The sequence below is a fragment of the Streptomyces sp. NPDC020299 genome (assembly GCF_044387825.1).
In the GTDB taxonomy this organism is placed as follows: domain Bacteria; phylum Actinomycetota; class Actinomycetes; order Streptomycetales; family Streptomycetaceae; genus Streptomyces.
This window is the reverse complement of the sequence record NZ_JBIRWL010000025.1, coordinates 60260-76983: the sequence shown is the minus strand read 5'-3', so window position 1 is coordinate 76983 and position 16724 is coordinate 60260. Positions and strand designations below refer to the sequence as shown.

The following is a 16724-nucleotide window of genomic DNA, read 5'->3' as shown; positions in this document are numbered from 1 at the left end:
GTGGCCCAAGTACTCGACCGACCCGTGAAGGTGGAGGCACCCGCCTCGCCCGCCGAGCGCACGGCCCGCCGGAAGGCGTTCCTGGAGTGGGTCGCGATCCACTCCCTCGGGGTCGCCGCCGCCCTCTTCTTCACCCTCCCCTTCGTGTTCGTCTTCCTGACCTCCCTGATGAGCGACTCCCAGGCGCTCAGCCGGGACCTGATCCCGCACACCTGGGAGTGGTCCAACTACAAATCCGTGCTCAACACTCCCGGCTTCCTCACCTGGTGGAAGAACACGCTGATCTACGCCGTACTGGGAACGGTCCTCACCGTCGTCTCGTCGGTCCCGGTGGCGTACGCGCTGGCCAAGTTCCGCTTCCGGGGCCGCAACCTCGTGCTCATGCTGGTGATCTCGATGATGATGCTGCCCCCGCAGGTGGTCGTCATCCCGATGTACCTGTTCTGGGCGAAGCAGCTGGACCTGTCCGGCACGCTCTGGCCCCTGATCATCCCGCTGGCGTTCGGCGACGCTTTCTCGATCTTCCTGCTGCGCCAGTTCCTGACGACCATTCCCAACGAATACGTCGACGCGGCGCGGGTGGACGGCTGCGGCGAACTGCGCACCCTGCTGAAGGTCATCCTTCCGATGGCGAAGCCCGGCATCGCCGCCATCGCCCTCTTCCAGTTCTTCAACGCCTGGAACGACTACTTCGGGCCCCAGATCTACGCCTCCGAAAATCCGGGCGCCTGGACCCTGAGTTACGGCCTGGAGTCCTTCAAGGGCGCGCACCACACCGACTGGAACCTCACCATGGCCGCCACCGTACTGGTCATGGCCCCCGTGATCCTCGTGTTCTTCTTCGCCCAGAAGGCGTTCGTCGAGGGCGTCACGCTCACCGGAGTGAAGGGTTAACCACGTATGAAACTCACCGTGGTCGGCGGAGGCTCGACCTATACGCCCGAACTCATCGACGGCTTCGCCCGCCTCAGGGACACCCTGCCCATCGAGGAACTGGTGCTCGTCGATCCGGCCGCCGACCGCCTGGAGCTGGTGGGCGGCCTGGCCCGGCGGATCTTCGCCAAGCAGGGCCACACCGGCCGGATCGTCACGACCGCCGACCTGGACGCGGCCGTCGAGGGCGCGGACGCGGTGCTGCTGCAACTGCGGATCGGCGGGCAGGCGGCCCGCGAGCAGGACGAGACCTGGCCGCTGGAGTGCGGCTGCGTCGGGCAGGAGACGACCGGTGCGGGCGGCCTGGCCAAGGCGCTGCGGACGGTCCCGGTGGTGCTCGACATCGCCGAGCGGGTCCGCCGCACCAACCCGCGCGCGTGGATCATCGACTTCACCAACCCCGTCGGCATCGTCACCCGTGCCCTGCTCCAGGCCGGGCACAGGGCGGTCGGGCTGTGCAACGTGGCGATCGGCTTCCAGCGGAAGTTCGCCGGCCTGCTCGGCGTGACACCCGCCGACGTCCACCTCGACCACGTCGGCCTCAACCACCTCACCTGGGAGACCGGCGTCCGCCTCGGCGGCCCCGAGGGCGAGGACGTCCTGCCCAAGCTGCTGGCCGAACACGGCGAGACCATCGCCGGCGACCTGCGGCTGCCGCGCCCGCTCCTGGACCGTCTGGGCGTGGTCCCGTCGTACTACCTGCGGTACTACTACGCGCACGACGCGGTGGTGCGGGAGCTGCGCACCAAGCCGTCCCGGGCTGCCGAAGTGGCCGCGATGGAGAAGGAGTTGCTCGCGATGTACGGCGATCCGGCCCTGGACGAGAAGCCGGAGCTGCTCGCCAGGCGCGGCGGCGCCTACTACTCGGAGGCGGCGGTGGACCTGGCGGCGGCCCTGCTGGGCAGCACCGGCAGCCCGTACCAGGTGGTCAACACCCTCAACCGGGGCACCTTGCCGTTCCTGCCCGACGACGCGGTGATCGAGGTGCAGGCCGCGGTAGGGCCGACGGGTACCGTCCCGCTGCCCGTGCCGGAGGTCGACCCGCTGTACGCGGGACTGGTGGCGAACGTGACGGCGTACGAGGAGCTGGCCCTGGAGGCGGCGCTGCGCGGGGGGCGGGACCGGGTGTTCCGGGCCCTGCTGTCCCATCCTCTGATCGGCCAGTACGAGTACGCCGAAGCCCTCACCGACCAGCTGATCGCGCACAACCGGGAGCACCTCGCGTGGGCCTGACCGCAAGTGTCCTCGCCATCGACGCGGGCAACAGCAAGACCGACGTCGCGGTCCTGGCGGCGGACGGCCGCGTCCTGGCCACGGCCCGCGGCGGCGGGTTCCGTCCGCCGACGGTGGGCGTGCCCGCGGCGGTGGACGAGCTGGCGCGGGCGGTGGGCCGGGCCTACACGGCCGCCGGCGTCAACTCCGTCACCCATGTCTCCGCCTGTCTCGCCAACGCCGATCTGCCGGTGGAGGAGGAGCAGTTGGCGGCCGCGCTGCACGCGCGCGCGTGGGGGGCGACGGTGGAGGTCCGCAACGACACCTTCGCGATCCTGCGGGCCGGGGTGGCCGAGCCCCGGGGCGTCGCGGTGGTCTGCGGCGCGGGCATCAACTGCGTCGGCATGCGCCCCGACGGGCGCACGGCCCGCTTCCCCGCCCTGGGCCGCATCTCCGGTGACTGGGGCGGCGGCTGGGGCCTGGCGGAGGAGGCCCTGTGGTTCGCCGCGCGCGCGGAGGACGGCCGGGGCGAGCCCACCGAGCTTTCGCGCACGCTCCCGGCCCACTTCGGGCTGGATTCCATGTACGCCCTCATCGAGGCCCTTCATCTGGAACGCGTCGAGCAGCTGCGGCGGCACGAGCTGACGCCGGTGCTGTTCGCGACGGCGGCGGACGGCGACGCGGTGGCACGGGCCGTGGTGGACCGGCTGGCCGAGGAGGTGGTGACCATGGCCTCGGTGGCGCTGTCCCGGCTGGACCTGCTGGACGAGGAGACGCCGGTCCTGCTCGGCGGCGGGGTCCTCACGGCCGGGCACGCCCAGCTCGACGACCGGATCGGGGAACTGCTGGCCGCGCGGGCACCGAAGGCGGTGGCACGGGTGGTGACGGCGAGCCCGGTCCTCGGGGCGGCACTGCTGGGCCTGGACCGGCTGGGGGCGGCGGCCGAGGCGGGGGAACGGGCGCGCAGCCACTGGGAAGGCTGAGGCGCCGGCGGGCACCCCTCCCGTGGAACCGATTCCGTGGAACCGAACAGAATCCCGGCGCGTATTCATGGGCACGGGGAGGTGACAAAGCTGCCCCCCGCTGCCCATTGTCGGACCCGGCGGTGATACTGGTCGGCAGGCAGATGACCATGGGGGAGGTCAACGTGACACAACCGCCGACGAGCAGCGCGGCGCCACCGGTCCCGCCACCGGTCTCGCCACCGGTACCGGCGCAGGCACCGGCGCCCGTCCCGGCGCCGCCCCGGCGCACCGCGTTCGCCGAGGGCGTCGACCGGCTGCGCGCCGCGGCGACCACGGAACCGGGCCGGCTGCGCATCATCGGTGCCCTGCTGGCCCTGCTGGTCGTCGCGTTCGGCGCGGTCACCGCATGGCAGGAGAGCGACCGGGCGGCCGCCGCCGACGACGTGCTGCACAGCAGCCAGCCGCTCAGCTCGGGCGCGGCCGACATCTACCGCTCCCTGGCGGACGCCAACACGACGGCGTCCGGCGGGTTCCTGGCGGGCGGTCAGGAGACCTCGGACTCCCGCGACCGGTACGAGAGGGACATCCGTACCGCCGCGGCGGGGCTCGTCACGGCCGCCGCCGCCTCCGATCCGGGCTCCCCCTCGGAGACGACCGTCGCCAAGCTCAACAAGCTGCTCCCGGAGTACAAGGGCCTGATCGAGCGGGCCCGCACGTACAACCGGCAGGGCTATCCGGTGGGCGGCGCGTATCTGCGGTACGCCAACGAGAAGATGCAGGAGGAGATGCTCCCGGCGGCCGAGGAGCTCTACAAGAAGGAGAACCAGCGGCTGAGCGCGGACTACGCGGACGCCACGCCCTATCCGTGGGCCGCGATAGCGCTCGGGGTGCTCGCCCTGGCCGGGCTCGCCTGGGCCCAGCACCGCGAGTACCGGCGCACCAACCGGGTCCTGAACCACGGCCTGGTCGCGGCGACGGCCGCCGCCACGGTGGTCCTGCTCTGGCTGGTCGTCGGCCACTCCGTGGCCCGCGCGGGCCTCGACGGCTCCTACGACCACGGCGTCCGCTCGCTGAACGTGCTGCACGACGCCCGCATCGCCTCCCTGAAGGCGCGCGGCAACGAGAACCTCAGCCTGGTGGCGCGCGGCGCCGAGACCGTCACGGTCGGCGACACGACCTACGACACCTACTACTACGACTTCGACAAGGACATCAAGGCCCTCGGTGCGGGCCTGTCCAAAGCGGCCGGCCTCGCCGACGACCAGGCGGGCAGCAAGCCGGTCCAGGCGGCCGAGGGCAACATGGCCGAGTGGACGAAGCGCCACGCGTCGGCCCGTGACGAGGACGAGCACGGCAACTACGAGGACGCCCTCCGCCTCGTGATCGGCGCCAAGGGCGCGACCGGTGAGTGCTTCGACGCCGTCGACAGCAACCTGAAGGACGCCCTCGGCCACGAGCAGGCCGAGTTCCAGCAGTCGGCGGGCGCCGGCCGCGACGCCATGACCGGCCTCCCGGCCGGCGCCGCGGTCCTCGCGGTCCTCGGCGCGGCCGGCGCCGTGTTCGGCATCGGCCGCAGGCTTTCGGAGTACCGGTGACAAGGGGCGCGAACATGAACGCACGACGGGTGCGGGCCGCCCTGCGGGGCTGGGGCGGTGTGGGGGCGATGGCGGTCCTGTGCGCGCTGGCGCTGGGCTTCGTGCTGCTGTTGCCGCTGAGCCAGCCGCACGGGGGCGGTGGGCAGGGCGTCGGTGGGCAGGGGGTCGCCAACGGCCGGCAGGTGCGGGCGCAGGACTGCACGGACCCCGAGAAGCAGACGCTGTCCCCGTCGGGCGCGGACGGTCCCACGATCGACAAGATCAAGGCCCGCAAGGGCGACGCGCGCAAGATCGTCGTGGGCGTCGACCAGAACAGCTACCGCTGGGGCTACCGCAACCCCAACACCAAGGGCGCGGAGCTGGAGGGCTTCGACATCGACCTCGTCCGCCGGATCGCCCAGGACATCCTCGGTGACCCGACGGCGGTCACGTTCAAGGCCATCCCCACCAGCCAGCGCACCGAGGCCGTCAAGAGCGGCCGCGTCGACATGGTCGTCCGCACGATGACCATCACCTGCGAACGCCTGGACGAAGTCGCGTTCTCCGCGCCGTACTTCAAGACCGGCCAGCAGGTACTCGCCCCCAAGTCGTCGTCCATCAAGGGGTACGGCCCCACACTGGCGCACCAACGGGTGTGCGCCGCCGCCGGTTCGACCGCCTACGCCCGGCTGGACCACGACAGGACGGCCGGCAAGCTGGTCGGCGTCCCCAACCAGCTCGACTGCCTGGTACGGCTCCAGCTCGGCGAGGTCGACGCCGTCGTCACCGACGCCGCGCTCGCCGCCAGCCAGGCAGCCCAGGACCCGACGGTCGAGCTCAAGGGCGACCCCTTCACCACCGACTACTACGGTGTGGCGATGAACAAGGACGCGAAGGATCTGATACGCCGGGTCAATCAGATCCTGGTGCAGTACCGCGCGAGCGGCTGGCAGGCGTCGTACGACAAGTGGCTGTCGGCCACACTGGGGTCGGACTCCGGCCCGTCGAAGCCACCCGCCCCGGAGTATCTGCGCAAGAGCTGACCGGGGCGTCGCGCGGGCGACCTTCGGGCATGAACTCCAGCAGACTTCAGGCGACGAGAGCGAGAGGTGATCGATGGGCGTCACGGACCCCGCCGGGCCGGTGATGGACCGGGACGAGGTGGACCGTGCGCTGGCGCGGCTCGGCGCGGAGCACGAGGCGATCGAGACCTCCTTGTTCGCCCTTCAGGACCACGCGGGCCGCAGACTCCTCGAAGGCGCCGAACTGACCGGCGTCACCCAGGAGCGCTGGACGGCCACGGAGGCGTCGATCACGCTGCTGTGGACGTACTTCGACGCGTACACGGCCGCGCTGCGCGGCGCCCGGGAGATCCGCGGCCGGCGCCGCTGGTCCAGCCGCGAGGACCTGGTGGAGCTCACCGAGCTGCTGCGCGGCGAGTCCGTCACGGTCGCGGGCGGCGCGACGGCGACCGCGAACGCGCCGACGCTGCTGTCCGCCGGGGGCCGGCTCAGCGAGCGGTTCTCGCTGTCCGGTCTGGTGGACCGGATGAACGAGCTGTACGCGCGCTCGCTGGACATGGTCGTCGCCGCCGACGCGGTGTGGTCGGCGCTGCCCGCCCGGATCGATTTACTGGCCGCGGAGCTCCAGCGCACGCGCAAGCTGGCGCACTCGGTCGGCGTGCGCCCCGGCGAGCATCCGGCGGGCGACGACCTGGAGCGCATCACGCGCACGCTGACCCGGCTGCGGGAGCAGGTGGTCTTTGACCCGCTCGCCTTCTGGGTGCCGGCCGAGGGCAGTTCGGCGCCGGGCGGCGGCAGGCCGGACACCACCGTGTACGACCGTGAGGCACGCGCCCTGGAGGACGTACGGCGGGAGATCGACGCCGTACTGACGGTCCGTCAGGACGCCGAGCAGCGGCTGGTGAGGCTGCGGGACGTGCTCTCCCGCGCGGACCGCACGCTCGCCGAGGCCCGCACCGCGCGCGGCGAGGTGCTGGCGAAGATCGCCGCGACGGAGGTGCCGGTGGTCAGCGGCCCGCCGACCGTGCTCCAGGAACAGCTGGCGGCGGCCGCCGAGTACCGCAGACAGGCCCAGTGGCACCGGCTCTCCCCGCTCCTGGAGTCGCTGGAGCAGAAGGCGGAGGACGAACTGCTGCGCGCCCGCGAGTCCCTGACCGCGGTCACCGCACCGCTGGCGGTCCGCGCCGAACTGCGCGGCCGGCTGGACGCGTACAAGGCGAAGGTCGCCCGGCACGGGCTCGCCGAGGACCCGTTCCTCGTCGAGCGCTACGACGCGGCGCGCCGCATGCTGTGGAGCGCGCCCTGCGACCTGCGGGTCGCCGAACAGGCCGTGCTGCGCTACCAGCACGCGGCGGCCGAACTGATCGGCGCGCCGCGCGTGCCGCAGCAGGGCGGGCCCGAGGACCGTAGGGGGGAACAGACGTGAGTCAGGCACAGCAGACGTGTCAGCGGCCGGGCTGCGAGGGCGGCTACGAGGACGTGGGCGGCGGCGAGCTGTACTGCGACACCTGCGGTCTCGCCCCGGTCGTCAGCGCGAGCGGCATGGTGGGCTCGCCGCCCACCGGGATCACCGGCGGCGGCAAGGGCTCCTCCGGCAGCTCCAGCACGCCTTCCACCGGCCGCAGTTCGCGCACGTCCTCGCACTCGTCGAAGTCTCGCCGTTCGGTGTCGGGGCGGCTCTCGCGGTCCGTGTCGGGCAAGTCGACGGGCCGCTCGGTGTCGGTGCGCAGCTCCGGTTCCAGCGCCGGGTCGTCGGGGCGCAGCAGGCTGGGCGCCGGGCTGGTGACGGTGCCGCAGGTGCCGCGGCCCGACCCGCGCGCGATGGTCCTGGACAACCCGGAGGTGCCCGAGCGCAAGCGGTTCTGCTCGCGCTCGGACTGCGGTGCGCCGGTCGGCCGGGCCCGCGGGGAGCGCGCCGGGCGCACGGAGGGCTTCTGCACCAAGTGCGGCCACCCGTACTCCTTCGTGCCGAAGCTGAAGGCCGGGGACATCGTGCACGGCCAGTACGAGGTCGTGGGCTGCCTGGCGCACGGCGGCCTGGGCTGGATCTACCTGGCGGTGGACCGCGCGGTCTCCGACCGGTGGGTGGTGCTCAAGGGCCTGCTGGACACCGGCGACCAGGACGCGATGGCGGCGGCGATCTCCGAGCGGCGCTTCCTCGCGGAGATCGAGCACGCCAACATCGTGCGGATCTACAACTTCGTCGAGCACCTCGACCAGCGCACCGGCTCCCTCGACGGCTACATCGTCATGGAGTACGTCGGCGGCAAGTCCCTGAAGGAGATCGCCAACGCCCGCCGCGCCCCGGACGGCAGACGGGACCCGCTGCCGGTGGAGCAGGCGTGCGCGTACGGCATCGAGGCGCTGGAGGCGCTCGGCCATCTGCACAGCCGCAACCTGCTGTACTGCGACTTCAAGGTCGACAACGCCATCCAGACCGAGGACCAGCTCAAGCTGATCGACATGGGCGCGGTGCGCCGCATGGACGACGAAGAGTCGGCGATCTACGGCACGGTGGGCTACCAGTCGCCGGAGGTCGCCGACGTCGGCCCGTCGGTGGCGTCCGACTTGTACACGGTGGGCCGTACGCTCGCGGTCCTCACCTTCGACTTCCAGGGCTACACGAACGTCTTCGTGGACTCCCTGCCCGACCCGGACAACATCGAGGTCTTCCGCCAGTACGAGTCCTTCTACCGGCTGCTGGTCCGCGCCACCGACCCCGACCCGGCCCGCCGGTTCGCCTCGGCGCAGGAGATGGCCGAGCAGCTGACGGGCGTCCTGCGGGAGGTGGTGTCCCTCCAGACGGGACGGCCCCGGCCCGCGCTGTCGACGCTGTTCGGGCCCGAGGTGAAGGTCACGGACACGGAGTTGTTCCCCGAACTGGACGGGGACGTGTCGCTGCTGGGGACGAGAGCGGTGCAGGCGAAGGGCGGAGCCACGCCCGCCGCCCTGCCCGTCGTCCCGGGGAACTCCCCCGCCGGCGCCGCCGGCCTCGTCAGGCCCGTCCACACGCCCTCCGCCGCCCTCGCCCTGCCCGTGCCGCACGTCGACCCGGCCGACCCGAACGCGGGCTTCCTGGCCGGCCTGATGGCCTCCGCGCCGGGTGAGCTGATCGGCGCGCTGGCGGCGGCGCCGCAGCAGACCGTGGAGACCCGGCTGCGGCAGATCCGCGCCCGGCTGGAGCACGGCGACTCCGGGGCCGCGCTGACGAACCTGGCGCAGCTGGAGGAGGAACGGCCCGACGACTGGCGGGTGGTCTGGTACCGGGGCGTGGCCGCGCTGGTGACCGGGGACTTCGAGGGCGCCGCGCTCTCCTTCGACGCGATCTTCGACGCCTTCCCCGGCGAGAGCGCCCCCAAACTGGCGCTCGGCCTGTGCGCGGAGGTGCTCGGGCAGCTCGACAACGCCGCCGAGTACTACCGTCTGGTGTGGTCGACCGACCCGAGCCATGTCAGCGCCGCGTTCGGCCTGGCCCGCGTACAGCTCGCGGCCGGGGACCGGCGGGATGCCGTACGGACGCTGGAGTCGGTGCCGGAGTCCTCCATCCACTACACGGCGGCACGCGTGGCCGCCGTGCGGGCCCGGCTGAGGCAGCGCACGGCGACCGCCGCCGACACGCCGTTCCTGGAGGACCTGACCGCCGCCGCGGCCCAGGTCGAGGCACTGCAGGCGTACGGTCTCGACCCGGCGCGCCGCGAGCAGTTGTCGGCGGAAGTGCTCGGCAGCGCGCTCGACTGGATACTCTCCGGGGGCGAGGGCACCCAGCCCGCCGCCGGCGGACGGGTGCTGCTCGGCAGCGGTCTGGACGAGCGGGGCCTCCGTTTCGGCCTTGAGCGCGCCTACCGCACGCTGGCCAGGCTGGCGCCCGGCGGTGAGGAGAGGATCGACCTGGTGGAACGGGCCAACCGTTACCGCCCCCGGACGTGGGTGTAGTTGATGTCGCAGATGCCCCAGCAGGCCGCGCTGTCGCAGTGCCCGAACTGCGCGGAGCCGCTTGAGTCGGATGACCGTTTCTGCGGTGTGTGCGGGTACGACCTGTCGGCGGTGCCCGCGCCGCCGCAGGACCACCCGACGCTCACCATGAACGGCTCGGACGGTCCCGGCCGGGTCCCCGGCCTGATCCCCGGCCAAGGGCCCGCCTGGCCCGGCGTGCCGGCCCCGGAGCCGGGCTCCGGCACCCCCGCGGCGCCGCACCTGCCGACGGACCTGCCGGGCACCGACTCCGGCGGCTCCCCGCTGCCACCGGGCGCACCCGCGCCCGAGGCGGTCCCCGCGCAGGCCCCGGCCGCCGCCGCGTCCCCGGTCTCCGGCGTCCGCTTCGACCGGCCTCCGCAGCCCGACGACTACCCGTTGCAGGCGCCCGACCCGCGGGCCGCCGCCGGCGCCGCGAGCGCGGCCGAGGAGGCCAAGGTGTGCGTGGCGTGCCGGGCGGGCCGGGTGGACAGCGACGGCTACTGCGAGAACTGCGGGCACGCCCAGCCCCGCGAACGCGACCACATGGAGCAGGAGTCCGGTCCGGTCGCCGCCGTCAGCGACCGCGGTCTGCGCCACCACCGCAACGAGGACGCCTTCGCCGTCGGCCACGTCGCGCTGCCCGACGGCTCGCCCGTGACCCTGGCGGTCGTCTGCGACGGCGTCTCCTCCGCGACCCGCCCCGACGACGCCTCGATGGCCGCGTCCCGGGTGGCGGGCGAGTCGCTGCTGGCCGCCCTGACGCACGGCACCCACCCGCAACAGGCCATGCACGACGCGATCGTGGCCGCCTCGCACGCGGTCAACGCCCTCGCGGACGAACCCGCCGGGGCCCGCGAGCACGCCGTGCACCAGAACGCCCCCGCCTGCACGATCGTCGGCTCGGTGGTCACCTCCGGCCTGCTGGTCGTCGGCTGGGTCGGCGACAGCCGCGCCTACTGGGTGCCGCTGGACCGCACCGCGCCCCCGGCCCGGCTCACCGAGGACGACTCCTGGGCCGCGCAGATGGTCGCCGCGGGCCTGATGAGCGAGGCGGAGGCGTACGCCGACGAGCGGGCCCACGCCATCACCGGCTGGCTCGGCGCGGACGCCTACGAACTGGAGCCGCACACCGCGTCCTTCAAGCCGGACCGGCCGGGCGTCGTGGTGGTGTGCACGGACGGGCTGTGGAACTACGCGGAGACGGCCGGGGAGATGGCCGAGGCGATCCCCCCCGACGCCGCCGTCCGTCCGCTGCACGCCGCCCAAGTACTGGTCGGCCACGCCCTGGACGGCGGGGGCCACGACAACGTAACAGTGGCCGTCCTGCCGTTCCCGGCCCCGCCGCAGGGGGCAGGATCGGCCTGAGGGGCCGCACACGGGGAAGCCCCGGCGGACCGGAGGGGACCGGTCCGCATAAAGTCATCGCCCACGGCATCGTGGGTTCGGAGGGGGATTCAGAGAGATCATGGCCAATTTCTCGAAGTCGAACGTGCCGCAGTTCACGGTGGACGTGTACCAGAACGAGTACCTGCCGGAGAGCGGCCGCGAGGTCAACGCGATCGTCACGGTGACCGCGACCGGGGGCGGGACGATCGGGAGCCCGGCGGCAGCACCCCACCTCTACACCGCCGGCCAGGGCCCGTCCGCCGCCGTGGCGGTCATGGTCGACTGCTCGGGGTCGATGGACTACCCGCCGACCAAGATGCGCAACGCCCGCGACGCCACGGCCGCGGCGATCGACACCCTGCGCGACGGCACGCACTTCGCGGTGATCGGCGGCACGCACGTGGCCAAGGAGGTCTACCCGGGCGGCGGCCGGCTCGCGGTGGCCGACGCCACCACCCGGGAGCAGGCCAAGCAGGCGCTGCGCCGGCTCAGCGCGGGCGGCGGTACGGCCATCGGCACCTGGCTGCGGCTCGCCGACCGCCTGCTGTCCTCGGCGGACGTCGCCATCCGGCACGGCATCCTGCTCACCGACGGCCGCAACGAGCACGAGTCGCCGGAGGATCTGAAGACCGCCCTCGCCGAGTGCGCCGGACGCTTCACCTGTGACGCGCGGGGCGTGGGCACCGACTGGGAAGTGAAAGAAGTCACAGGGATCGCCTCCGCGCTGCTCGGCACCGCCGACATCGTCGCCGACCCGGCCGGTCTCGCCGCCGACTTCACGCGGATGATGGAGACGGCGATGGGCAAGGAGGTCGCCGACGTCGCCCTCCGGCTGTGGACGCCGGTCGGCACCACCATCCGGTTCGTCAAGCAGGTGGCTCCGAGGGTCGAGGAGCTGACCGACCGCCGCACCGAGGCGGGCCCGCGCGCCGGGGACTACCCCACCGGCTCCTGGGGCGACGAGTCGCGTGACTACCACGTATGCGTCGAGGTCCCCGCGGCCGGCATCGGCCAGGAGATGCTCGCCGCCAGGGTCTCGCTGGTCGTTCCGCAGCCCGACGGGACGGTGCGGAACCTGGGCGCCCAGGGCCTCGTACGGGCCGTGTGGACCGACGACATGACCGCCTCCACCTCGATCAACCCGCAGGTCGCCCACTACACCGGGCAGGCCGAACTGGCGCAGGCGATCAAGCAGGGGCTCGACCTTCGCAAAGCGGGCGATTTCGATGGAGCAACGGCCAAATTGGGGCGGGCGGTTCAGCTCGCCAGTGCCTCGGGGAACGCGGATACTGCGAAACTGCTTGCGAAGGTGGTGGACGTGGTCGACGCCGCGACAGGTACTGTGCGACTGAAGGCGAAGGTCGCGGAGGCCGACGAGATGACTCTCGAGACACGGTCCACAAAGACTGTTCGTGTAAAGAAGTGACGTAGAACAACCCGGAAACAACAATCGGGAACACCCCGGGAACACCCTGGGACGACCCGGATCGACTCAGCAGGACCCTGCGAGAGAGGGGGACGCGCCGACATGCCGACCTGCCCGAACGGACACCAGTCGGGTTCCGACGACTGGTGCGAGGTCTGCGGTCACCGCATGGCCGGTGCCGTACCTCCGCCCCCTCCCCCGCCGCCCCCCGGCGGTGGGTACGGGTTCCCGCCGCCGCCTCCCGGTCAGGGTGGCCAGCCCGGCGGGCGCCATCTGTCCTCCGCGCCGCACCACGAGCCGGAGCTCTGCCCGCAGTGCCGCACGCCCCGTGAGGGCGGTGCGCCGTTCTGCGAGGAGTGCCGCTGGAACTTCCTGACCAACACGGCCACCTCCTACACCCCGGCCGCCCCGCGACCGCCCGCCTCGGGCCCGGCCGCCCCCCGCTTCCAGCCGCCCGGCCCGTCCTACGGCGGCGGCGACTCGTTCGAGTACCAGGGCTCGCGCCCGTCGCAGATGAACCGGCCCGCCGAGCCGCTCCCGCCGAACCCCTTCGGCAGCGAGCCGTCCGGCCCTACGCCGTTCGGCGGCGAGCGGGGGCAGCGTGGGCCGGGTGGACCGGGTCAGGGTCCCGGTCAGGGCCCGGGTCCTCAGGGCTACGGCGGCGAGCGCGGACCGGGCGGTCCCGGTCAGGGCCCCGGTCCCCAGGGCTACGGCGGCGAGCGCGGCCAGGGCGGTCCCGGCCAGGGCGGCTTCGATGGCGGTCAGGGTCAGGCCGGTCCCCCGCCGTTCGGCCGTGAGCCGTCGGGTCCTCCCGCCGGTCGTCCCGGTCCGCCCACCTCTCCCGGCCCCGGTGGTCCTGGTGGCTTCGGTGGTCCTGGCGGCCCCGGTGGTCCCGGTGGTCCCGGTGGCTTCGGCGGGAACCCGTCGCGGCCGGTTCCGCCGCCCGGCCCCGGTGCCACGGCCGGTGGTCCGCCGCCCGCGTTCCAGCAGGCCGGTCCGCCGGCCCCGCCGGCCTTCCCGCAGGAGACCGGCCGGCCGCCGGCGGGCGGCCCGTCCTTCGGCGGCGGTGAAGACGACTGGGTGATCTCCCCGCCGTCGTCCGCGAACCCCTCCGGCCCCGGCGGCCAGGGCGGCCCCGGCGGGGGCTACGGCTACCCGCAGCCCGGCGCCACCCAGGCCCCGCAGGCCCCGTCCGGCTACGGCTACCCGCCGGTTCCGCAGGGCCCGGTCACCTGGACGGCGACCATCGGCCCGGACCGCGAGTACTTCATGGCGATGATGCATCGCTCCGGCCCCGAGGCCACGGGCCTGAACCTGCCCGCGTACTCGCCCGAGCAGCAGCGCACGCTCACCGGCAACCAGGTCACCATCGGCCGCCGCCGCCACTCCACCGGCGACACCCCGGACATCGACCTGTCGGTGCCGCCGGAGGACCCGGGCGTCTCGCACCAGCACGCGGTGCTGGTCCAGCAGCCCGACGGCAGCTGGGCGGTCGTCGACCAGAACTCGACCAACGGCACGACGGTCAACGGCGGGGAGGAACCGATCCAGCCCTTCGTGCCGGTGCCGCTCCAGGACGGCGACCGGGTGCACGTGGGCGCCTGGACGACGATCACCATCCGGCGCGGCTAGCCGCCGGTCGGGGCATCACGGGAGGGGCCAGGTGTGCGGCCCCTCCGGGTCGTCCAGCCAGGCCCACTCGCGGTCGCCGTCGACCGTGATGCCGTACCGCTCGCGCGGGGGCCTGCCCTCGCGCACCCACAGCGCGTACGCCTCCTGGGGGGTGAGGCTGCCGCGGGTGAGCGCGAGCAGGAAGCGGAACAGCTCCTGCTGGCGGGCCCGAGGAGGCAGCCCCTCCAGGGACACCGGCTCCCGCTCGGGCCGGTGCTCGCCGCGCAGCGGGACGAAGAACGCCGGTGTGGCGAGGAAGTGGCCCTCGGCGTGCCCGGCGTCCCGTACGGTCAGCGCCACCAGGCCGGTGGCGAGCGGCGTCAGGACGCGCGCGCCGGAACGGCACTGGGCGAGCCAGGCATGCGGCACCGACGGCAGGGCGCAGGTCGCGATGACCCGGTCGAAGGGGGCGCGTTCCGGGACTCCGCGCGCCCCGTCCCCGGTGACCACGGCCGGGTGGTGTCCGGCGGCGTCCAGGTGCCGCCGGGCCGACTCGGTGATCTCCGGCTCCAGGTCGACGGTGGTGACCAGATCGTCCTCGCCGAGCCGGCGGGCGAGCAGGGCGGCGTTGTAGCCGGTGCCCGCGCCGATCTCCAGCACCCGGTCGCCGTCCCTGACCCCCAGCTCGGCGAGCATCTGGGCCATCAGCGAGGGCTGGCTGCTGGAGGAGAGCAGTTCCCCGTCCCGCAGCCGGGTGGCCAGCGGGGCGTCGGCGTAGGCACCGCTCAGCCAGCGCTCCCGCGCCTCGGCATCCGGGCTCTCACCCCATCTGCGCTCGTATCCGCCGGCGGTGCCGACGTAGTAGTACGGCACGAAGAGGTGCCGCGGCACCGCCGCGAAGACCTCCCGCCACACCGGATCGGCGTTCCAGGCGCCGCTCGCGTCGATCTCCCGCACCAGCGCGGCCCGCGCGGAGGCGGCGAGTTCGGCGAGTTCCCTGTCGTCGTCGAGAGCGTACGAGCCCATGCGTCCACTGTGCGGCGCGGAGCGGCCGGAGGCGAGTGGTCCTAGGGCCACAGTCCTCGGCCGGGGCGTCTGAGACCATGGGGTACGTGAATGAGATCCGGCGCGGCACGCTTCAGGAGAAGACCTTCTACGAGCAGGTCGGCGGGGAGGAGACCTTCCGCCGGCTGGTCCACCTCTTCTACCAGGGGGTCGCCGAGGACCCGCTGCTCAGGCCGATGTACCCGGAGGAGGACCTCGGTCCGGCCGAGGAACGGCTGACGCTCTTCCTCATCCAGTACTGGGGCGGCCCGACGACGTACAGCGACAACCGCGGCCATCCCCGCCTGCGCATGCGCCACGTCCCCTTCACCGTGGACCGGGCGGCGCACGACGCCTGGCTGAAGCACATGCGGGCGGCCGTCGACGAGCTCGGCCTGTCCGAGGAGCACGAGCGCCAGCTGTGGAACTACCTGACGTACGCGGCGGCCTCGATGATCAACACCCCGGACTGACCGAGGCAGAGTGACCGAGGCGGTCCCGGGTTCAGCGCACGCTGAGGCCCAGGGTCCCGAGCCCGGCCGTGCGCACGGCGACGGACCCGTACGGCGTGCGCAGCCTGAGCCACGCGCCCGACGAGAAGAGCCCCAGGCCGCCCTGGCCGCCGGGTCGCAGGAACCCCAGCGACTGGGCCGCGTGCACGGCCCGCACCGGAAGGCCGGTGTCCGCGACCGCCCGGGACCAGATCTCCCGCCCGATCCGGTCGAGTTCCGCGCGGGTACGCAGCTCGGGCGCCAGCTCCTGCGTACGGGACCGGAATTCGGCGACGGAGGCGGCGACCATGGTCCGCAGGGCGTCGGGCGCCGGCAGTCCCGGCTCCGCCCGCCAGCCGCCGCGCGGCGGAAGGACCCCCGCCCACGGCGGCCCGGTCACCGCGCCCGGCGCGACGGCCGTGGCCGCCGTCTCGTCGACGGACTCCAGGAGTTCACCCGCCGACACGGTCACGTCCAGGGTGCGGTCCAGCCCGTCCTCGTACGGCTTCTCGAGCCGCACCGCACGGATCGCCAGCACCTCGAAGGACGGCGGCCGCCCGAACACGGCGAGCGCGGTCCCGGCGGCCTGGAGACGTACGGCGGCCCCACGGTCGTAGTGGAGCAGCCGGCCGAGGAAGGCGGCGAGATCGGCCGCCTCCCCCTCGTCGGCGAGATGGAGCATCTGCGGCACCGTCATGCGGCGACGGCCTCCGCCTCGTCGTCCATGTACTCCCGGAGGAACTCCCGCTCCTCCGCGGTGATCCGGCGCGGCCGCTCGCCCTCGAAGTCGAACGGCACGACCACCGTCGAGGCCCGTACGTAGACCAGGTCGTCGTCCTTCACCTCGTAGGTGATGGTGAAGGACGCGGCCCTGATCTCGGTGACCCACAGCTCGACGTCCACCGGGTGGTGGCGGTGGACGAGCTGCCGCTTGTAGTCGATCTCATGGCGCGCCACCACGGACCCCTGCTTGAAATCCTTCTCCGGGCGGAACAGGAAATCGATACGGGCCTCTTCCAGGTAGCGGATGAAGACCGCGTTGTTGACGTGCCCGTACGCGTCCATGTCCGACCAGCGGAGCGGGCAGCGGTAGATGTGGCGCAAGA

At 73.1% G+C, this 16724-nt stretch carries 14 protein-coding genes; 11 read left to right on the top strand and 3 right to left on the bottom strand.

Annotated elements, in window-relative coordinates; genetic code table 11:
* The 10 genes from ACH45E_RS40545 (at position 1) to ACH45E_RS40500 (ending at position 14104) form a co-directional block, all read left to right on the top strand.
* A complete protein-coding gene (locus ACH45E_RS40545; protein ID WP_361453235.1) occupies positions 1-894 on the top strand; it encodes a carbohydrate ABC transporter permease in 894 nt (297 codons plus the stop codon).
* A gap of 6 nt (positions 895-900) precedes the next feature.
* The gene (locus ACH45E_RS40540) at positions 901-2166 is read left to right on the top strand and encodes a 6-phospho-beta-glucosidase (RefSeq protein WP_361453232.1); all 1266 of its coding nucleotides are present in this window, start codon (positions 901-903) and stop codon (positions 2164-2166) included.
* Positions 2157-3128, top strand: coding sequence for a BadF/BadG/BcrA/BcrD ATPase family protein (locus ACH45E_RS40535; RefSeq protein ID WP_361453229.1), 972 nt, complete (start codon positions 2157-2159; stop codon positions 3126-3128). Before ACH45E_RS40540 ends, ACH45E_RS40535 begins: the two co-directional genes overlap by 10 nt.
* Before the next feature lie 149 nt (positions 3129-3277).
* Positions 3278-4705, top strand: a complete 1428-nt coding sequence (locus tag ACH45E_RS40530) for a hypothetical protein (protein ID WP_399042552.1) — start codon at positions 3278-3280, stop codon at positions 4703-4705.
* A 14-nt stretch (positions 4706-4719) separates the two neighbouring features.
* Positions 4720-5727 (top strand): glutamate ABC transporter substrate-binding protein, encoded by a 1008-nt coding sequence (locus ACH45E_RS40525; RefSeq protein ID WP_361453223.1) that lies wholly within the window; start codon positions 4720-4722, stop codon positions 5725-5727.
* 73 nt (positions 5728-5800) lie between these two features.
* On the top strand, positions 5801-7132 hold the full coding sequence (locus ACH45E_RS40520) for a hypothetical protein (RefSeq protein ID WP_361453220.1): 1332 nt from the start codon (positions 5801-5803) through the stop codon (positions 7130-7132).
* The gene (locus ACH45E_RS40515) at positions 7129-9639 is read left to right on the top strand and encodes a tetratricopeptide repeat protein (protein ID WP_361453217.1); all 2511 of its coding nucleotides are present in this window, start codon (positions 7129-7131) and stop codon (positions 9637-9639) included. The genes ACH45E_RS40520 and ACH45E_RS40515 overlap by 4 nt, the downstream gene beginning before the upstream one ends.
* A 3-nt stretch (positions 9640-9642) precedes the next feature.
* Positions 9643-11025, top strand: coding sequence for a PP2C family serine/threonine-protein phosphatase (locus ACH45E_RS40510; RefSeq protein ID WP_361453214.1), 1383 nt, complete (start codon positions 9643-9645; stop codon positions 11023-11025).
* 100 nt (positions 11026-11125) lie between these two features.
* Positions 11126-12472, top strand: coding sequence for a VWA domain-containing protein (locus ACH45E_RS40505; protein WP_361453211.1), 1347 nt, complete (start codon positions 11126-11128; stop codon positions 12470-12472).
* Positions 12473-12574: 102 nt separating this feature from the next.
* Positions 12575-14104: an FHA domain-containing protein gene (locus tag ACH45E_RS40500; RefSeq protein ID WP_361453208.1), complete on the top strand. Its 1530-nt coding sequence runs from the start codon at positions 12575-12577 to the stop codon at positions 14102-14104.
* A gap of 15 nt (positions 14105-14119) precedes the next feature.
* Here ACH45E_RS40500 and ACH45E_RS40495 read toward each other — a convergent pair whose 3' ends face one another.
* Positions 14120-15109 (bottom strand): methyltransferase domain-containing protein, encoded by a 990-nt coding sequence (locus ACH45E_RS40495; RefSeq protein ID WP_361453205.1) that lies wholly within the window; start codon positions 15107-15109, stop codon positions 14120-14122.
* 77 nt (positions 15110-15186) lie between these two features.
* On the opposite strand from ACH45E_RS40495, the gene ACH45E_RS40490 reads away from it, so the two are divergent.
* Positions 15187-15600 (top strand): globin, encoded by a 414-nt coding sequence (locus ACH45E_RS40490; RefSeq protein ID WP_361453202.1) that lies wholly within the window; start codon positions 15187-15189, stop codon positions 15598-15600.
* A 31-nt stretch (positions 15601-15631) separates the two neighbouring features.
* On the opposite strand, the gene ACH45E_RS40485 is transcribed toward ACH45E_RS40490, so the two are convergent.
* Together ACH45E_RS40485 and ACH45E_RS40480 are read right to left on the bottom strand one after the other, a co-directional pair.
* Positions 15632-16315 (bottom strand): hypothetical protein, encoded by a 684-nt coding sequence (locus ACH45E_RS40485; protein WP_361453199.1) that lies wholly within the window; start codon positions 16313-16315, stop codon positions 15632-15634.
* On the bottom strand, positions 16312-16722 hold the full coding sequence (locus ACH45E_RS40480) for a thioesterase family protein (protein ID WP_361453196.1): 411 nt from the start codon (positions 16720-16722) through the stop codon (positions 16312-16314). The genes ACH45E_RS40485 and ACH45E_RS40480 overlap by 4 nt, the downstream gene beginning before the upstream one ends.
* Positions 16723-16724 lie beyond the last annotated feature (2 nt).